This window comes from Arthrobacter sp. Leaf234 (genome assembly GCF_001422665.1).
Taxonomy (GTDB): Bacteria; Actinomycetota; Actinomycetes; order Actinomycetales; family Micrococcaceae; genus Arthrobacter_D.
This window is the reverse complement of sequence record NZ_LMLU01000001.1, coordinates 507,358-522,398: the sequence shown is the minus strand read 5'-3', so window position 1 is coordinate 522,398 and position 15,041 is coordinate 507,358. Positions and strand designations below refer to the sequence as shown.

Here is a 15,041-nt window from a genome sequence, read left to right as displayed (position 1 = left end):
GCCCGTCAGGTGAAGACGTGGAGGAAGCGGAAGAACACGGAGGCGGCGACGGCGATGTAGGTCAGGGCGATGATCGGCCCGACCCAGTCCGTGAGCCAACGGGTGAGGCCGGCGGGCGCAGGGATGACCCCCTGGGCCAGGTTCCTGAGGGTGGTGAGGATGACCAGGGGGATCATCGCCGCCCAGACGATCATGCAGTAGAGGCACAGGATGTAGATGTCGAACAGGGCCTGGCTCCACAGCCACACCGCGAAGACGGCCCCGAGGGTGACACCCACCTGCAGGCCGATCCAGTACCAGCGGGCCAGCCGGGCGCCGGCGAGCAGTGCCATGCCGGTGGTGATGATGATGCTGAAGCCGACGAGGCCGATGAAGGGGTTGGGGAAGCCGAAGAGCTCAGACTGCCAGGTCTCCATGACCTGGCCGCAGGACACCCATGGATTGATGTCGCAGCTGGTGACGTGGTCCGGGTCCCGGTAGAGCTCGAGCTTCTCGAGGATCAGGATGCCGGCCGCGATCCAGCCGGTGATGCCCGTCGCCAGCAGGAGCAGCCCGAAGGCGCGGGGACGCGCGAAGGCCGGGACGCCGATCTCAGGATCCGCCCCCGATGTCGTCCGCTTCGTGGAGTGCACCTGGGAGTGTGGTCGCATCGCGGGCCCCTACCGGCCGATGGCGGTGTCGATGAGCCGGCGGAACTCCTCCTCGCTGGCGGGCTGGATCTTCCGGCCCTCCAGGAAGAAGGTGGGGGTCCCCTGGACGTCGAGCGCCAGTCCGTCGTTCTTGTCCCGGGTGATGCGCTCCATGGTCGCGGGATCCGCCACGGCGGCGTCGTAGGCGGCCAGGTCGAGGCCGAGCTCCTCGGCGTAGCCCCTGAAGACGGGCGACCTGTCCTGGTCGGTGTGTGACCATTCGGTCTGCGTCTCGTACATCCGGGCGTGCATCTCCTTGAACCTGCCCTGCTGCGCAGCGGCTTCGACGGCGACGGCTGCGGTCTCGGAGTTCGGGTGACCGGGCAGCGGGAAGTACCGGGACACGACCGTCAGGTTCTCCCTGTACTCCTCGGAGAGGTCTTCGACGAGCGGGTACGCGGCGAGGCAGGATTCGCACTCGAAATCGAGGAACTCGACCAGCACGGCCTTCTCGTCCGTGGCCTGGGACAGCCGGTGACTGTCCGCGCGCACCACCTGGGCATCGGCACCGGTGGCGTCGGCGGTCCGGGAGGGCTCGTCGCCGAGGTTGCCGAGGATGACCACCAGAGCCACGACGAGCGCCGCGGCGGCGAGCAGTCCGATCACTATGCGGTTCTGCAGGCTCAGGCCGGTCTTCGTGCTGGTCGGTGGCGCTTGGGTCGGCACAGGGAAGTCTCCTCGTCGGCTGGGTGCGTCGTCGTGCTCGGTCCCGCCGGGACCGGGTGAAGCGGGTGGAGCGGGTGTTCGGCCGGTCTTCTATCCGCGCGCGCAGCAGGCGCAGGACGCGCCCGCCGCCGAGCCGGAGTTCTCCGGGACACCCGCGGCATCGGGGGAGGTGCCCCCCATGGCATCAACGCTGTCGTGGGCGTCGAGGTTTCCGACGGTCGGGGCGCAGCAGGAGTCGCCCTTCCAGGCCTCACGGCCTTCCTTGATGGCGACGGCGGCGATGACCAGGGCAGCGATCGGGTCGGCCCAGGACCACCCGAGGGTGCTGTTGAGCAGCAGGCCGACCAGCAGGACGCCGGACAGATAGGTGCACAGCAGGGTCTGCTTGGAATCCGCGACGGCCGAGCGGGACCCGAGTTCGCGGCCGGCGCGGCGCTGCGCCCAGGACAGGAAGGGCATCACGGCGAGACTGACCGCGGCGAGGGCGATCCCTACGAGGGAGTGCTCGGCCTCCGCCCCGCCGAGCAGGCTGCGGATCGCATCGAAGCTCACGAACGCGGCGAGGCCGAAGAAGGAGAACGCGATCAGGCGCAGCGCGGTCTTCTCCCGGGCCTCCGGGTCGCGGCCGGCGAACTGCCAGGCCACAGCGGCCGCGGAGAGGACCTCGACGATCGAGTCCAGCCCGAAGCCGATCAGCGCGCTCGAGGACGCGATCGTCCCGGCGCTGATCGCGATGACCGCCTCGATCACGTTGTAGGTGATGGTCGTGGCGACGAACAGACGGATCCGCCGGGAGAGGACCGCGCGACGCTCCGCGGTCGGAGCAGCCGGCCCCGGCCGGTGCGCGCCCGGTGACGTGTGGGTGCTCATCAGCAGCAGGCCTTCCCTTCGACGTGTTGCCCCTCGGGGGTGCAGCGGCAGTCGGGGTCACTGACCGCGACCACGTGCAGGAGGGCCGTCAGTGCGTCGCCGAGCTTCTGGTCGGCCAGCTCGTACCGGACGCGGCGCCCCTCGGGGACGGCGACGACGAGCCCGCACCCCCGCAGGCAGCTGAGATGGTTCGACAACCGCTGCTTGCTCACCCCGGCCATCGCGGCCAGATCACCCGGGTACGACGGTGCTGCCCGCAGCGCCAACAGCACCTGGGCGCGCACGGGATCAGAGAGGGCATACCCGAACCGGGCCAGCACGGACTGGGGGGTCAGCGTCTCCATGGTCCCCATAGTACACAGAAGCATGTACTACAGTGATGGCCCCTCCCGACCCTCCACCTCCGCATCGGTGGCACCAGGCCCGGGACGAGGGCCGACGAGCCCGTCCTGCGGGCACGGGGGGACACGACGGTGGACAGAGTGATGCCGTGATCTCTCAGGAAGCCTTGGGGCAGGTACATACGTATGCATGGAATAACGGGCCGAGGGCGCCGGTTCTACCAGCAGGTCCAGGGCGGGCCGGACGGCAAGCACAGGAGCGACACCATGGCACGCGAACTGGAACTCGGACTCGACACCTTCGGGGACGTCACGCGCGGCGAGGACGGCACCCCCGTCCCCTACCCCCAGGTGATCCGGAACGTCATCGCCGAGGCCGTCCTCGCGGACCAGGTCGGGATCGACTTCTTCGGCGTCGGGGAACACCACCGCGACGACTTCGCGGTCTCCGCCCCCGAGACGGTGCTCGCGGCCATCGCCGGGCAGACGCAGCGCATCCGGCTCGGCTCCGCCGTCACCGTCCTCAGCTCCGACGATCCCGTCCGTGTGTACCAGCGTTTCGCCACGCTCGACGCCGCCTCGAACGGTCGCGCCGAGGTCATCCTCGGGCGCGGATCCTTTACGGAGTCGTTCCCCCTCTTCGGCTACGAGCTCTCCGACTACGAGCGCCTGTTCGAGGAGAAGCTGGACCTGTTCTCCGAGCTCATCAAGGAAGGGCCCGTGACCTGGTCCGGGAGCACCCGTCCGGGACTCGAGGACCACGAGGTCTATCCCAAGACCGAGGGCGGCCGGCTGAAGACGTGGATCGGTGTCGGTGGGAGTCCCGAGTCCGTCGTACGGGCCGCGCGCTACGGCATGCCGCTCATGCTCGCGATCATCGGCGGGGAACCCGCCCGGTTCGCCCCCTATGTCGACCTGTACCATCGGGCGCTGACGCAGCTCGGGCAGCCCACCCTGCCCATCGGCGTGCACTCCCCCGGGTACATCGCGGACTCGGACGAGCAGGCCCGCGAGGAGCTGTGGCCGGACAACCGGATCATGCGCGACCGCATCGGGCGCGAGCGCGGCTGGGGTCCGACCACCCGGGCCGAGTTCGACCAGGAAGCGGACGTCGGATCGCTGTACGTCGGCTCCCCGGAGACCGTGGCGCGGAAGATCGCCGCGACGGCGCAGGCTCTCGGCATCGACCGCTTCGACCTCAAGTACAGCGCCGGGCCCCTGCCCCACGAGAAGCTCATGCACAGCATCGAGCTCTACGGGACGAAGGTCATCCCGATGGTCCGGGAGATGCTCGCCTAGCAAGGGCCTGACGGCGGAAATTTTTCCCGCCCAGGGATCCGGTGAGTGGGTAGCGTGGCGCCGTACGCCAGCACCCACCCACCGGAGGTCCCGCCATGGTCGATCGCATCGCTGATATCTGGGGGACGAGGACGCCGTACGCCCGGGGTGAGCGCTGGCCGGTCCGCGTGGACCAGACGCTGGCACCCGGGGTCGCCGAGGGCGACGTCGACCGCTGGGTGCAGTCCGCCTGCGTCCTGTGCAGCAACGGCTGTGGCTGCGACATCGCCGTCAAGGACGGGCGCATGGTCGGGATCCGCGGACGGCAGGCGGACATCGTCAACCACGGACGGCTCGGCCCGAAGGGCCTGTTCGGCAGCTGGCAGGGCGTGGACACCGGGGATCGACTGACCCGCCCCCTCATCCGCGTCGACGGCGAACTCGTCGAGACCGACTGGGACACCGCGATGAACCGGATCGTGGAGCGGAGCCGTCACCTGCTCCACACCAAGGGCCCGCTGAGCCACGGCTTCTACACGACCGGCCAGCTGTTCCTCGAGGAGTACTACGCCCTCGGCATCATCGGCAAGGCCGGCGTGGGAACACCGCACATGGACGGGAACACCCGCCTGTGCACGGCCACGGCGGCCACCGCCATGAAGGAGAGCTTCGGCTCGGACGGCCAGCCGGGCAGCTACGTGGACATCGACGAGTGCGACGCCATGTTCCTCTTCGGCCACAACATGGCCGAGACGCAGACCGTGCTGTGGATGCGGGTCCTCGACCGCCTCGCCGGACCCAATCCGCCACGCCTCGTCTGCGTGGACCCGCGCGAGACGCCGGTGGCCCGCGCGGCGGAGGTGCACCTCGCCGTCCGGCCCGGCACCAACCTCGCCCTCATGAACGGGCTGATCCGGGAACTCTTCGTGAACGGCTGGATCGACGACGCCTACATCGCGGCGCACACGCTGGACGTCGACCGGCTCCGGGCCACCGTGGAGCGATGGACGCCCGAGGCGGTCGCCGAGACGTGCGGCGTCGGCGCCGACGACGTCCGCCGGGCGGCGGAGATCTTCGGCACGAGCGAGCGGATCCTCTCCACGGTGCTGCAGGGGTTCTACCAGTCCGCGCAGGCGACGGCGTCGTCCTGCCAGGTGAACAACCTGCACCTGCTCCGCGGCATGCTCGGCAAGGAGGGCAGCGGCATCCTGCAGATGAACGGTCAGCCGACGGCGCAGAACAACCGCGAGTGCGGGGCCGACGGCGATCTGCCAGGATTCCGGAACTGGGAGAATCCGCAGCACGTGCAGGAGCTCGCCGACCTGTGGGATGTCGATCCGGACACCATCCCGCACTGGGCGCCGCCCACCCACGTCATGCAGATCTTCCGCTACGTGGAGCTCGGGTCCATCGAGTTCCTGTGGATCTCGGCCACGAACCCGGCGGTCTCGATGCCGCAACTCGAACGGATCCGGCGCATCCTCGACACGGAGGGCCTGTTCCTCGTGGTCCAGGACCTGTACCTGACGGAGGCGGCCCGGTACGCCGACGTCGTCCTGCCCTGCGCCGCCTGGGGTGAGAAGACCGGGACCTTCACCAACGTCAACCACACGGTGCACCTGTCCGATAAGGCGGTGGAGCCGCCGGGCGAGGCGAGGAGCGATCTCGATGTCTTCCTCGACTACTCGCGGCGCATGGACTTCCGCACCCGGAGCGGAGCGCCCCTGCTGGACTGGACCGGACCCGAGGACGGCTTCCGCGCCTGGCAGGAATGCACCCGCGGGCGTCCCTGCGACTACACGGGCATCAGCTACGAGCGGCTGCGCGGCGGAAGCGGGATCCCGTGGCCCTGCAACGACGAGAATCCGGACGGCACCGTGCGCCTCTACGGGGATGGCGTCTTCCCCACGGATCCGGACTACTGCGAGTCCTACGGCCACGACCTCCTCACCGGCGCCGCGACGGGCCCGGTCCTCTACCGGGCCACCGTGCAGCCCGGCAAGGCGTGGCTGAAGAGCGAGGACTACCGGCCACCGCACGAGGAACCGAGCGAGGAGTACCCGCTGCGCTACACCACGGGGCGGACGGTCTACCAGTTCCACACACGGACCAAGACCGGGCGCAGCCGCGCCCTGAACCGCGCCGCGCCGGGCGCCTGGGTCGAGGTGTCGCCCGCGGACGCGGAGCAGCTGGGCATCGTGGAGGGCGACATGGTGGCGGTCCTCTCACGTCGGGGACATCTCGAGGTACCGGTGCGGGTCGGTGACCTGCGGGAGGGCACGGTGTTCGCCCCGTTCCACTACGGCTACTGGGACGACGGCGGATCAGAGGGCTCCGCGTCGGCGCACCACGCGGCCAACGAACTCACGATGACGGAGTGGGACCCGGTGTCCAAGCAACCGGTGTTCAAGAACGCCGCGGTGCGCATCGAGAAGGTCCGCGACGGCGCGGGCCCGTCCCCCGCCCCGACCACGGCGGCCTCGAGGCCCGCCCGGGCGGGCCACCGTGCCGCGGGCCGTACCACCGGTTCGGGCGGGGGGCCCGGAACGGTGCCGGCGACGGTCGGAGGCCCGGAGGGCGAGGCCACCGAGAGGTTCCCCGACACGGCACCACCCCGGGTCGCTTCGAGCGAGGAGCGGCCATGAAGCTCCCCGTCTACCTCGGACTCCTCCACGAGGCCGAGCGCATCCTCGCCCGGTCCTTCCGCGTCGTCGCGGACGGCCACGGTGACGAACCCGACTTCCACGTCATCCTCGGGACCCTCGCCGGGCAGTGCGACCGGCACGTCGAGGCCCTCGAGCCTGTCATCGTGCGCTTCGGATCCGAGGTGGAGGGCGAGGAGGAGCACCGGGTCACGGCCGACGGCGTCGAGGAGGTCCGGACCGGCGCCCTCGGCCTGCTCCTCGACCTGCAGGACCTCTCCGTGCTCGTCCATCACCTCGATGTCATGTGGACCATGGTGGGTCAGGCCGCGGCAGGCAGCCGTGACCGCGAGCTCCTCGACATCGTGGTCCGCTGCGCGCCGGACGCGGACCTGCAGAGCCGATGGCTGCAGACGCGCATGAAACAGGCGGCACCGCAGGTCCTGCTGGTCGCGTCATGACCGGACGGATCCCGCTCGTCGAGCGCCTCCGGTCGGCGCGCGGCCGGTTGGGCGGCGGGCTGTACGCGGGCGGGCTGTACGCGGGCGGACTGAGCCTCCTGACCGTCGGCGCGGTCGGGCTCGTGGGGCTGGTGACCCATCTGCCCTGGCTCTTCCCGAGCCTCGGTCCCACGGTCATGCTCTTCTTCGAGTCGCCCGACCAGCCGGCCTCGCGGCCCGTCAACACGCTCGTCGGCCACGGAGTCGGGCTCGCCGCCGGCGTCGCCTGCTTCTACGGGTTCGGCGTGGACGGCCTGCAGGCCGCCCCGGTCGGCGGACTCACCGGAGCCCACCTGGCCGCACGCGCCCTCTCGGTGGCCGTGACCACCTTCGTCCTGACGCGGATCGCCCTGCCCCATCCGCCGGCAGGAGCCACCACGCTGATCGTGAGCCTCGGCATCCTCCACACCCCCGTCCACTTCGCCACCGTGGCCGCCGCCGTGGTACTCCTCACCGGGATCGGGTGGGGCGCCAATCTGCTGCTCGGCACGCGCCCTGCGGCCGGAACCGACTGAGCGGGAACCGCTTCGCCCTTTCTTCGGTTTTCTTTCGCCCTTCGGCCACGCCCTCTTTGATCGGGGTCCACGAGAGTTGTTGTCAGGAGCACACCGCTCCGCGTTCTTCCCGCCGGCTCCGGTCCGTCCACCGGAACCGGCGGGTAGCTTCACCCCGGACCGATCAGCGGACCCGGAGACCAGCGGCAGCACCAAGGAGCAGGCGTGACCACCATCGATTTCCCGTCCTTCTCATCGGGTCCTCGCGCCGCAGTACGGACGTCGCCCGCTCCCGTCGCAAGCGTCCGGTCCGGCGACTCCGGTGCACCACCCGTCCGAGCGGACCCGCGCCGCTCCGTCGTAGCGCGTCTCGCAAGCCTCCTCGGCACGCTGCTCATGATCGTCGCGGTCATCGCGGTCCTCTTCTTCGCCATCGGCCCCCGCTTCCTCGGCTACCAGACCGCCACGATGCTCACGGGCAGCATGGCCCCCGGCATCATGCCGGGCGACGTGGTCGTCACCACCCTCCAGCCCGTCGGCGGGATCGAGGTGGGAGACGTGATCAGCTACCACATCCCCGTCGAGGACCACCGGGTCGAGACCCACCGGGTCACCGAGGTCGTCCGCGGCGCGGATGGGACCACGGCCGTGCGCACCCAGGGCGACGCGAACGATGCCGTGGATCCGTGGCTCGCAACCCTCGAGGGTGAGAACGTGTACCAGGCCGCAGCGGTCATCCCCGAGGTGGGCAACGTGATTCGGGCCCTCCGGACCCCGGCCGTCAGCCACATCCTCGTCTACGGTGTCCCGGCCGTGCTGGTCGGGGCGCTGCTCCTCATGATCTGGTCACGCCGGGAGGAGGACGACGACGACGCCTCCGAGCCTGCCCCGGGCTCCGCCACGCCCGCCGGGTCGGTCGGAGGATCGGGGCATGTCCCCGGGAGCTCCCCTCGTACCGACCATCCGGTGCTCGATCGCGGGATCCTCGACAACCTCGGCGTGGAACTGTCCAGCCACGCCGGCGCCCTGCTCTTCGCCGGGACGTTCGTCGAGATGCTCCCGCAGCGGATCGGGGCCGTCGAAGCCGCGCTCACGGCCAGGGATGCCGACGCCGCCGTCGTCGCGCTCCTCAGCCTCACCGTCAGTGCCTCCATGGTGGGCGCGCGCCGGCTGGAGGAGGAGTCCTCGGCCGCACTGGAGCTGATCGGTCGGCCCATCACACATCGGGCCCTCGTCGCGAGGCTCCGGCAGCACGGCGCGGACGTCTCGACCGCACTGGACGCCATCCGCCACCAGGACGTCCACCCCCACTGAGCACTCGGCGGCGTGCACGGGCGTCAGCCGGTCGATGAGCCGGCCAGTCGGCCCGTCAGGCAAACGGTGGTCAGCCGGTCGGCGCGTCAGGCAGTGGCCGGCGGCATCATGCGGTACCCGACCCCGCGCACCGTACGGATGAACCGCGGTGCCTTCGTGTCCTCGCCGAGCTTCTTGCGCAGGTTCCGGATGTGCACCTCGACGAGGTGCTGGTCGTTGACCCAGCCATCCCCCCAGATACGGGAGAGCAGCGTCTCGCGTTGCCATACTCGCCGCGGACCCGAGACGAGCGTGGCCAGGAGGTCGAACTCGATGCGTGTCAGGGGCAACTCGGTACCGTCCAGCATGGCGATCCGGCCCTCGGTGTCGATGCTGAGGGGACCGTGCCGCAGCAGGCCCTCGATGTCCTCGTCCGCCACGGGCGCCACCGGCACGGCTTCGGAGGCCTGCACGGTGGGCGCCGACTGGGCCACCGGCGCCGCCGCAGCGCCCATCAGCGGCTGGACCACGCTGCGGACGGTGTTCCTCGGTCGCCGGAACATCGCGTTCACCCGGGCGCCCACCTCCCGCGGACTGAAGGGCTTGACGACGAAGTCGTCGGCCCCGATCTCGAGTCCGATGAGGCGGTCGATCTCGTCCTGGCGCGCGGTGATCATGATGACGTAGGCGTCGGTCAGCGGCCTGATCTGCCGGCACACCTCCACGCCGTCGATGTCCGGGAGGTTCAGGTCGAGCGTCACGAGATCGGGCTGCCGTTCCCTGACCAGTGCCACGCCCTGGCGTCCGTTCTCCGCCTCGATGGTGGTGAAGCCGTTCATGCCCAGCGTCATGACGAGCAGTTGCCGCACATCGGCGTCGTCTTCGATGATGAGAGCGAGGCGCGCATCGGGGTCGGATGTCATGACTCACACACTGCCAGATCTTCGGACGACCACCGAGTGCATCGGGGCCGTTCCGGTGAAATTCTGGCTGATCCGCCCACCACGCGTCGCCAAGCGGCCATCAGGCCCTCCCCGCTCCGACCCGGCGATCCGACAGCCACGGTGAGACCGTACCGGCGGGCAACGGCTCGGCGATCAGGAAACCCTGCGCGAAGTCGCAGTCCCGCGCCCGCAGTTTGTCCCGCGACCGCTCGTCCTCCACGCCCTCGGCGACCACCCGGAGTCCCAGGCTGTGGGCCAGGTCGATGATCGACCCGACGAGCCCGACCGCCCGCGGGTCGTCCTTCATCGCCGTGACGAAGGACCGGTCCAGTTTCAGCTCGTCGACGGGCAGGTCACGGAGGTAGGCCAGGGAACTGTATCCGGTCCCGAAGTCGTCGATGGCGATCTGGACGCCGGCGGACCGGAGTTCGGCCAGGATGGCCGAGGTGCCGGTGGGCGAGGACATCAGGACGTCCTCGGTGATCTCCAGCATGATGCACGACGACGGTACCCCGTGGGCCTCGAGCAGGCGGGTGATCTGGTGCGGGAGGCACGCGAGGATGCAGGATCCCGACATGTTCACCGCCACCGAGATGTCCAGCCCCTCGGCACGCCACCGCGCCATCCGGCGGACGGCCCGCTGCAGCACGATGGTCGACAGCGCCGGCATCAGGCCCGCCTCCTCCGCGAGCGGCAGGAAGGCGACGGGGAGGAGCATCCCGCGCGTCGGATGGTTCCAGCGCACCAGGGCCTCCACGCCCGTGACCTCACCGTCGGAGAGACGCACCTTCGGCTGGTAGTGCAGCTCGAACTGGTCCTCGGCGAGGGCCACCCGCAGTTCCTGGACGGTCCGCAGCCGCAGGGCGCCGTCGTCGTCGTCCGAGGCGTCATACACATGGTGTCCGCTGTGCTCCGACTTCGCGCGGAACATGGCGATGTCCGCCTTGCGCATGAGCAGGCTCATATCGGTACCGTGGTCGGGGGTCAGCGCGATCCCCACGCTGGCACTCACCTGCAGGGACGCCGCGCCGAGCTCCACCGGATCGGCGAGTTCCGCCGCGAGGCGCTGCGCCGTCGCGACGGCCTCCTCCTCCGTGACGCCCTCGAGGAAGACGGCGAACTCGTCCCCGCCCAGCCTCGCCAGCATGTCCCCGGGCTGCAGCTGGGCGGCGAAGCGCTTGCCCACCTGCACGAGGAGGGCGTCGCCGACGTCGTGCCCCAGGGCATCGTTGACGTGCTTGAAGCGGTCGAGGTCCAGGAGGAAGAGTGCATCGGTCCGCCCGGCCAGCAGCCGGACGGGGACGTCGGCGATCAGGGCCCGGCGGTTGGGCAGGCCCGTCAGCTCGTCGGTGCGCGCGAGGGTGACGAGCATGCGGTTGCGGAACGCCAGCGGCACCGCGGCGAGCGCCAGGGTGGAGGCCGCGAACACCACGGCCAGCACGGGGATGCTGAGCTGGCTGCCCACCACGAGGACCGCGAGTGCCGTCGCCGTCGACACGACGGGAGCCGCGAGCTCCGGGACTCCGTGCGTGGTGCGCTGGGCCACCCGGGCCGGGTCCGCTGCGCCGTCCACCCAGGCGGCGATCGCCACGATCCCCGCGACCCAGCCGACGTCGATGATCGAGCCGACGGCATAGTCCTCCATGCCGAGCGCATACGCGACGTCCGCGGCGGAGAAGATGGTCAGTCCGGCGACCAGCAGCGGCCAGCGTGGTCCGATGTCCAGCCCGCGGGAGGCGAGGACGCCCCCGACGGCCGTGATGAGGAGGAGGTCGAGAAGCGGGTACACGACGGCGACGATCACTTCGAAGGGCGTCCCCCCGTTGGTCCCGGGGCTCAGCACGGGTGCGAGGATCAGGGCCATGAGCGACGCCGCGCCGAGGGCACCGACGATGCTGTCCAGCAGCAGCGGCCACGCCAGTCCCTTGATCTTCCGGACCATCACCACGCCGAGGGCACCGAGCATCAGGGGGTAGAAGGCGAGGTAGGCCACGTCGGCCACGGACGCATAGGTCAGGGCCGCTGCGCCGTCGAGCGAGGCCGCGTAGTACGCGTCACCCGCGCTGTAGGTGACGATCGCGCCGGTTCCGAGCAGCACCTGCGGCTCGGCGAACCTCGACCGCACGGAGGCGCTGATGCAGAGAGCCACGGCCGCCAGCTCAGTGGCGATGCACAGCCACCCGTCCATCAGGGGGTCGAAGGTACCGGGGTCGCCGACCAGGAGGCCTACCGTGTAGGCGATGAGAAGGAGGACCGTCACGGACATCAGCACTCGTGGGTGCGTAGGACTCCCAAGGCGGCCCCTCCCGGCCGCGCGGGCACCGTCGCTCCGCATGCAGTCCCCGTTCTCGCAGTGATCCTGAGTCCACAGCATAGGTCGGATCGCCCGCGAGCTCCCGCCAGGCGGCGCAGGGAGTCCTTTCCTGCGACAATACTTGGCTCCGACGGCGGGAAGGCCCGGCATCGGTACCCTCTTCCTATGCTCAGACTCGTCGACCAGCTCAGAATGGTGCCCGAGGTCGCGCGCCTCGCGGTGCGGACGCCCCGGAATGCCGCCGTGGCCTGGGAGGGCTACTGGAGCAGGGTCCGCACCACGGGCCCCGCGGGCGAGGTCCTCTGGGACGCGGAGATCGGGCCGGAGGCGGAGCAGTACGCCGCTGTCATGGACGAGTTCATGGACCGGTCGATGCCCGTGATCGACGTCGGCTGGGGCAACGGCCGGTGGTCGCGCTGGCTGTCCCGGCGCTTCCCGCAGGTGCTCGGCGTCGATGTCTCGGCGAGTGCCGTGCAGCGGGCCGGGGAGGAATCGGAGGGCGTGCGGGGCGTCGACTACCGGACCCTCGACCTCACCGTGCCCGGCGCGGGCCGCCTCCTGCAGGCCGAGTTCGGCGACTCCCACGTGTTCGTCCGCGGCGTGTTCCACGTCCTGCGGCCGAAGCAGCGCGAACAGCTGGGCCGGAACCTCCGCGACGTCGTCGGAGCACGCGGACGTGTCCTGCTGACCGAGACCGACTACCGGGGCACTCCCCTGTCCTACATGCAGAGCCTCGGGGCGAGGCCGGGCAGCATCCCGGCCCCGCTCCGGCGGGCCATCGGCAGCATCCCGGCCCCGCTCCGGCGGGCCATCGGCAGCATCCCGGCCCCGCTCCGGCGGGCCATCGGCAGCATCCCCGTGCCCGGGCACTTCGGGCCGGCCGAGCGGCGGGCAGCGCTGCAGGACAGCATCTCGACGGTACTGGCGGATGGCCCCGCACTCATCGAGGCAATCCCGATGAGCGGCACGACGACGACCAGCATCCCGGGTTATCTCGCTATGCTGGGGTCCCGCTGATCCTTGGTCTCACGGGGGTACCCGGGGCCGCTCGGCCCGGGAGCGTCAGCGGCATCACCAGGAGGTGGGCCATGCCCGCAGAACGCATCGACGGGGACAAGGCGACCCTCGAGCTGCTCCCGAACGGCATCCTCCATCTCGAGTGGGACCGTGACTGCACCATCACCACCGAGGACGCCGGCTTCGCGATGGCCGCGGTCAACGCCCTGGTCGGAGCCGAGGGCCACCCGATGCTCGTCGACATGGAGACGACGAGGACGGTGACGCGCGGTGCGCGCGGTCTTCGCGATCCCCTGCTCGGCGTCGCGCATCGCCCTGCTCGACTCCTCGCCGGTGGACCGCATGCTCGCCAACTTCTTCCTGGGCGTGAACTCACCGCCGTGTCCCACGAAGTTCTTCACCTCGCGGCACCTGGCGGTGGCCTGGCTCCAGAGTGCCGCCGACGGCCAGGCGCATCCGGCGAGCGCCTGACCCCGGCCCGCCGCCCTACCCGAGGTGGGCGGGCTCGCTCGAGGTGGAGAACTCGTTCCTCGCGACCCTGATCATGAACCACGAGACGGGCGAGGCCAGCGCGAGCGCCACGGCCGCGGCCAGGAAGACCACAGAGTACCCGTCCACGAGGGACTGCAGTCCGCCCGCGGCGCCTTCGGCCGTACCGGCGCCCGCACCCACCGTGTACAGGGCGGTGAACACGGCGGTGCCGATCGAGCCACCGATCTGCTGCGTCGCCGTGACGGCTGCACTGGCCACGCCGGAGTCCCTCGGAGCGATCCCGAGCAGGGCCACGTTCTGCAGCGGCACGAAGATGAAGGCGAGCCCGATGCCCAGGAGGAGCTGCGCGGGCAACACCTCGAGCGCGTAGGAGCCGCCCACGGTGATGCGGCTGAGCAGCAGCAGCCCGGCGGCAGCGATCAGCGGGCCGACGGTCATGAGGATCCGGGGGCCCACCTTCGGCAGGAGCCGTGACACCACGCCCGCGCAGACGATGATGGCCGCCGTCATCGGCAGTGAGGCCAGTCCGGACACCAGGGGACTCATCCCGAGCACGATCTGGAAGTAGAGCGTGAGGTAGAGCAGGGCGCCCAGCAGGGCCGCACCCACGGCGATGGAGGAGAGGTACGCTCCCGCACGTGCGCTGTCCGTGATGATGCGCAGCGGGAGCAGCGGGTGGGCCGAGCGCGCTTCCACGAGGAGGAACAGCGCCAGCAGGACCACGCCGAGGGCGAGGAAGCCGAGGGTGTCCAGGCGGACCCAGCCGGCCTCGGCACGCGAGAAGCCGTAGACCACGGAGGCGAGCCCGAGGCTCACGAGCACGGCGCCCGGCACGTCGTAGCGGGTGCTGCCCTCGGCCCGGCTCTCACGGAGCACCGGGATGCCGACCGCGATGGCGACGACGGCGATGGGGACGTTCACGAGCAGGCACCAGTGCCAGCTGAAGTACTCGGTCAGGACCCCGCCGAGCAGGAGTCCGACCGCGGCACCGCCGCCGGCGATCGTCCCGTACACCGCGAAGGCCCGCACGCGATCACGCCCGCCGGGGAAGGTCACGGAGAGGATGGCGAGCGCAGCCGGGGCCAGCAGCGCGGCGAAGGCACCCTGGAGGCCACGCGCCAGGAGGAGCGTCTCACCCGAGGTGGCGATCCCGCCGAGGGCCGAGGCGAGGGCGAAGCCGCCCATGCCGACGAGGAACGAGCGCTTCCTCCCCCAGAAGTCGGCGATCCGGCCGCCGAGAAGCAGGAGTGCGCCGAAGGTGAGGGCGTAGAGCGTGACCACCCAGCTGCGGTCACCGTCCGACATCCCGAGTTCGAGCTGGGCCTGGGGCAGGGCGATGTTGACGATCGTGCCGTCGAGGACGACGGTGAGCTGGGCCAGGGCGACGATCGCGAGCACGAGCCAGCGATTGGCCGGCGCTCGGACGGGATCGACGTCCGGTGCTGCCTGGGCCGTGGGGCCCGAGGGTGGGGTGGTCATGGAGCTCCTCAGAAGTGGTGTC

14 protein-coding genes are annotated in these 15,041 nt (G+C 70.5%); 7 read left to right on the top strand and 7 right to left on the bottom strand.

The window, feature by feature from the left end:
- Positions 1-5: 5 nt before the first annotated feature.
- The 4 genes from ASF21_RS02380 to ASF21_RS02365 form a co-directional block, all read right to left on the bottom strand.
- Entirely contained in the window at positions 6-650 is a 645-nt protein-coding gene (locus ASF21_RS02380) for a vitamin K epoxide reductase family protein (RefSeq protein WP_055766269.1), read from the bottom strand.
- Between the two features lie 9 nt (positions 651-659).
- Complete coding sequence (locus ASF21_RS02375; RefSeq protein WP_235498629.1) at positions 660-1,355, bottom strand: DsbA family protein; 696 nt, start codon at positions 1,353-1,355, stop codon at positions 660-662.
- A gap of 90 nt (positions 1,356-1,445) precedes the next feature.
- The gene (locus ASF21_RS02370) at positions 1,446-2,225 is read right to left on the bottom strand and encodes a cation transporter (RefSeq protein ID WP_082471173.1); all 780 of its coding nucleotides are present in this window, start codon (positions 2,223-2,225) and stop codon (positions 1,446-1,448) included.
- Positions 2,225-2,569 carry an ArsR/SmtB family transcription factor gene (locus tag ASF21_RS02365; RefSeq protein ID WP_055768972.1) on the bottom strand — a complete coding sequence of 115 codons (345 nt, stop codon included), beginning with the start codon at positions 2,567-2,569 and terminating at the stop codon, positions 2,225-2,227. The genes ASF21_RS02370 and ASF21_RS02365 overlap by 1 nt, the downstream gene beginning before the upstream one ends.
- Positions 2,570-2,833: 264 nt before the next feature.
- Here ASF21_RS02365 and ASF21_RS02360 point away from each other — a divergent pair, with 264 nt between their 5' ends.
- The 5 genes from ASF21_RS02360 (at position 2,834) to ASF21_RS17105 (ending at position 8,794) form a co-directional block, all read left to right on the top strand.
- Positions 2,834-3,865 (top strand): LLM class flavin-dependent oxidoreductase, encoded by a 1,032-nt coding sequence (locus ASF21_RS02360; RefSeq protein ID WP_055766264.1) that lies wholly within the window; start codon positions 2,834-2,836, stop codon positions 3,863-3,865.
- A gap of 95 nt (positions 3,866-3,960) precedes the next feature.
- A complete protein-coding gene (locus ASF21_RS02355) occupies positions 3,961-6,489 on the top strand; it encodes a molybdopterin oxidoreductase family protein (RefSeq protein ID WP_055766261.1) in 2,529 nt (842 codons plus the stop codon).
- Positions 6,486-6,947 carry a hypothetical protein gene (locus tag ASF21_RS02350; RefSeq protein WP_055766258.1) on the top strand — a complete coding sequence of 154 codons (462 nt, stop codon included), beginning with the start codon at positions 6,486-6,488 and terminating at the stop codon, positions 6,945-6,947. Before ASF21_RS02355 ends, ASF21_RS02350 begins: the two co-directional genes overlap by 4 nt.
- Complete coding sequence (locus ASF21_RS02345; protein WP_082471172.1) at positions 6,944-7,501, top strand: HPP family protein; 558 nt, start codon at positions 6,944-6,946, stop codon at positions 7,499-7,501. Before ASF21_RS02350 ends, ASF21_RS02345 begins: the two co-directional genes overlap by 4 nt.
- Positions 7,502-7,705: 204 nt before the next feature.
- Positions 7,706-8,794: a signal peptidase I gene (locus ASF21_RS17105; protein WP_235498628.1), complete on the top strand. Its 1,089-nt coding sequence runs from the start codon at positions 7,706-7,708 to the stop codon at positions 8,792-8,794.
- Between the two features lie 86 nt (positions 8,795-8,880).
- Here the strand turns inward: ASF21_RS17105 and ASF21_RS02335 are convergent, their stop codons facing one another.
- Both ASF21_RS02335 and ASF21_RS02330 read right to left on the bottom strand, forming a co-directional pair.
- Positions 8,881-9,696, bottom strand: coding sequence for a response regulator transcription factor (locus ASF21_RS02335; protein WP_055766255.1), 816 nt, complete (start codon positions 9,694-9,696; stop codon positions 8,881-8,883).
- 100 nt (positions 9,697-9,796) lie between these two features.
- Positions 9,797-11,983, bottom strand: coding sequence for a putative bifunctional diguanylate cyclase/phosphodiesterase (locus tag ASF21_RS02330; protein WP_055766252.1), 2,187 nt, complete (start codon positions 11,981-11,983; stop codon positions 9,797-9,799).
- A 213-nt stretch (positions 11,984-12,196) separates the two neighbouring features.
- Between ASF21_RS02330 and ASF21_RS02325 the strand changes: the two genes are divergently transcribed.
- Both ASF21_RS02325 and ASF21_RS17505 read left to right on the top strand, forming a co-directional pair.
- Positions 12,197-13,048: a class I SAM-dependent methyltransferase gene (locus ASF21_RS02325; RefSeq protein WP_055766249.1), complete on the top strand. Its 852-nt coding sequence runs from the start codon at positions 12,197-12,199 to the stop codon at positions 13,046-13,048.
- A gap of 270 nt (positions 13,049-13,318) precedes the next feature.
- On the top strand, positions 13,319-13,519 hold the full coding sequence (locus tag ASF21_RS17505) for a hypothetical protein (protein ID WP_414826594.1): 201 nt from the start codon (positions 13,319-13,321) through the stop codon (positions 13,517-13,519).
- Positions 13,520-13,534: 15 nt separating this feature from the next.
- Here the strand turns inward: ASF21_RS17505 and ASF21_RS02315 are convergent, their stop codons facing one another.
- Positions 13,535-15,019, bottom strand: a complete 1,485-nt coding sequence (locus ASF21_RS02315) for an MFS transporter (RefSeq protein ID WP_055766246.1) — start codon at positions 15,017-15,019, stop codon at positions 13,535-13,537.
- Positions 15,020-15,041: the final 22 nt, after the last annotated feature.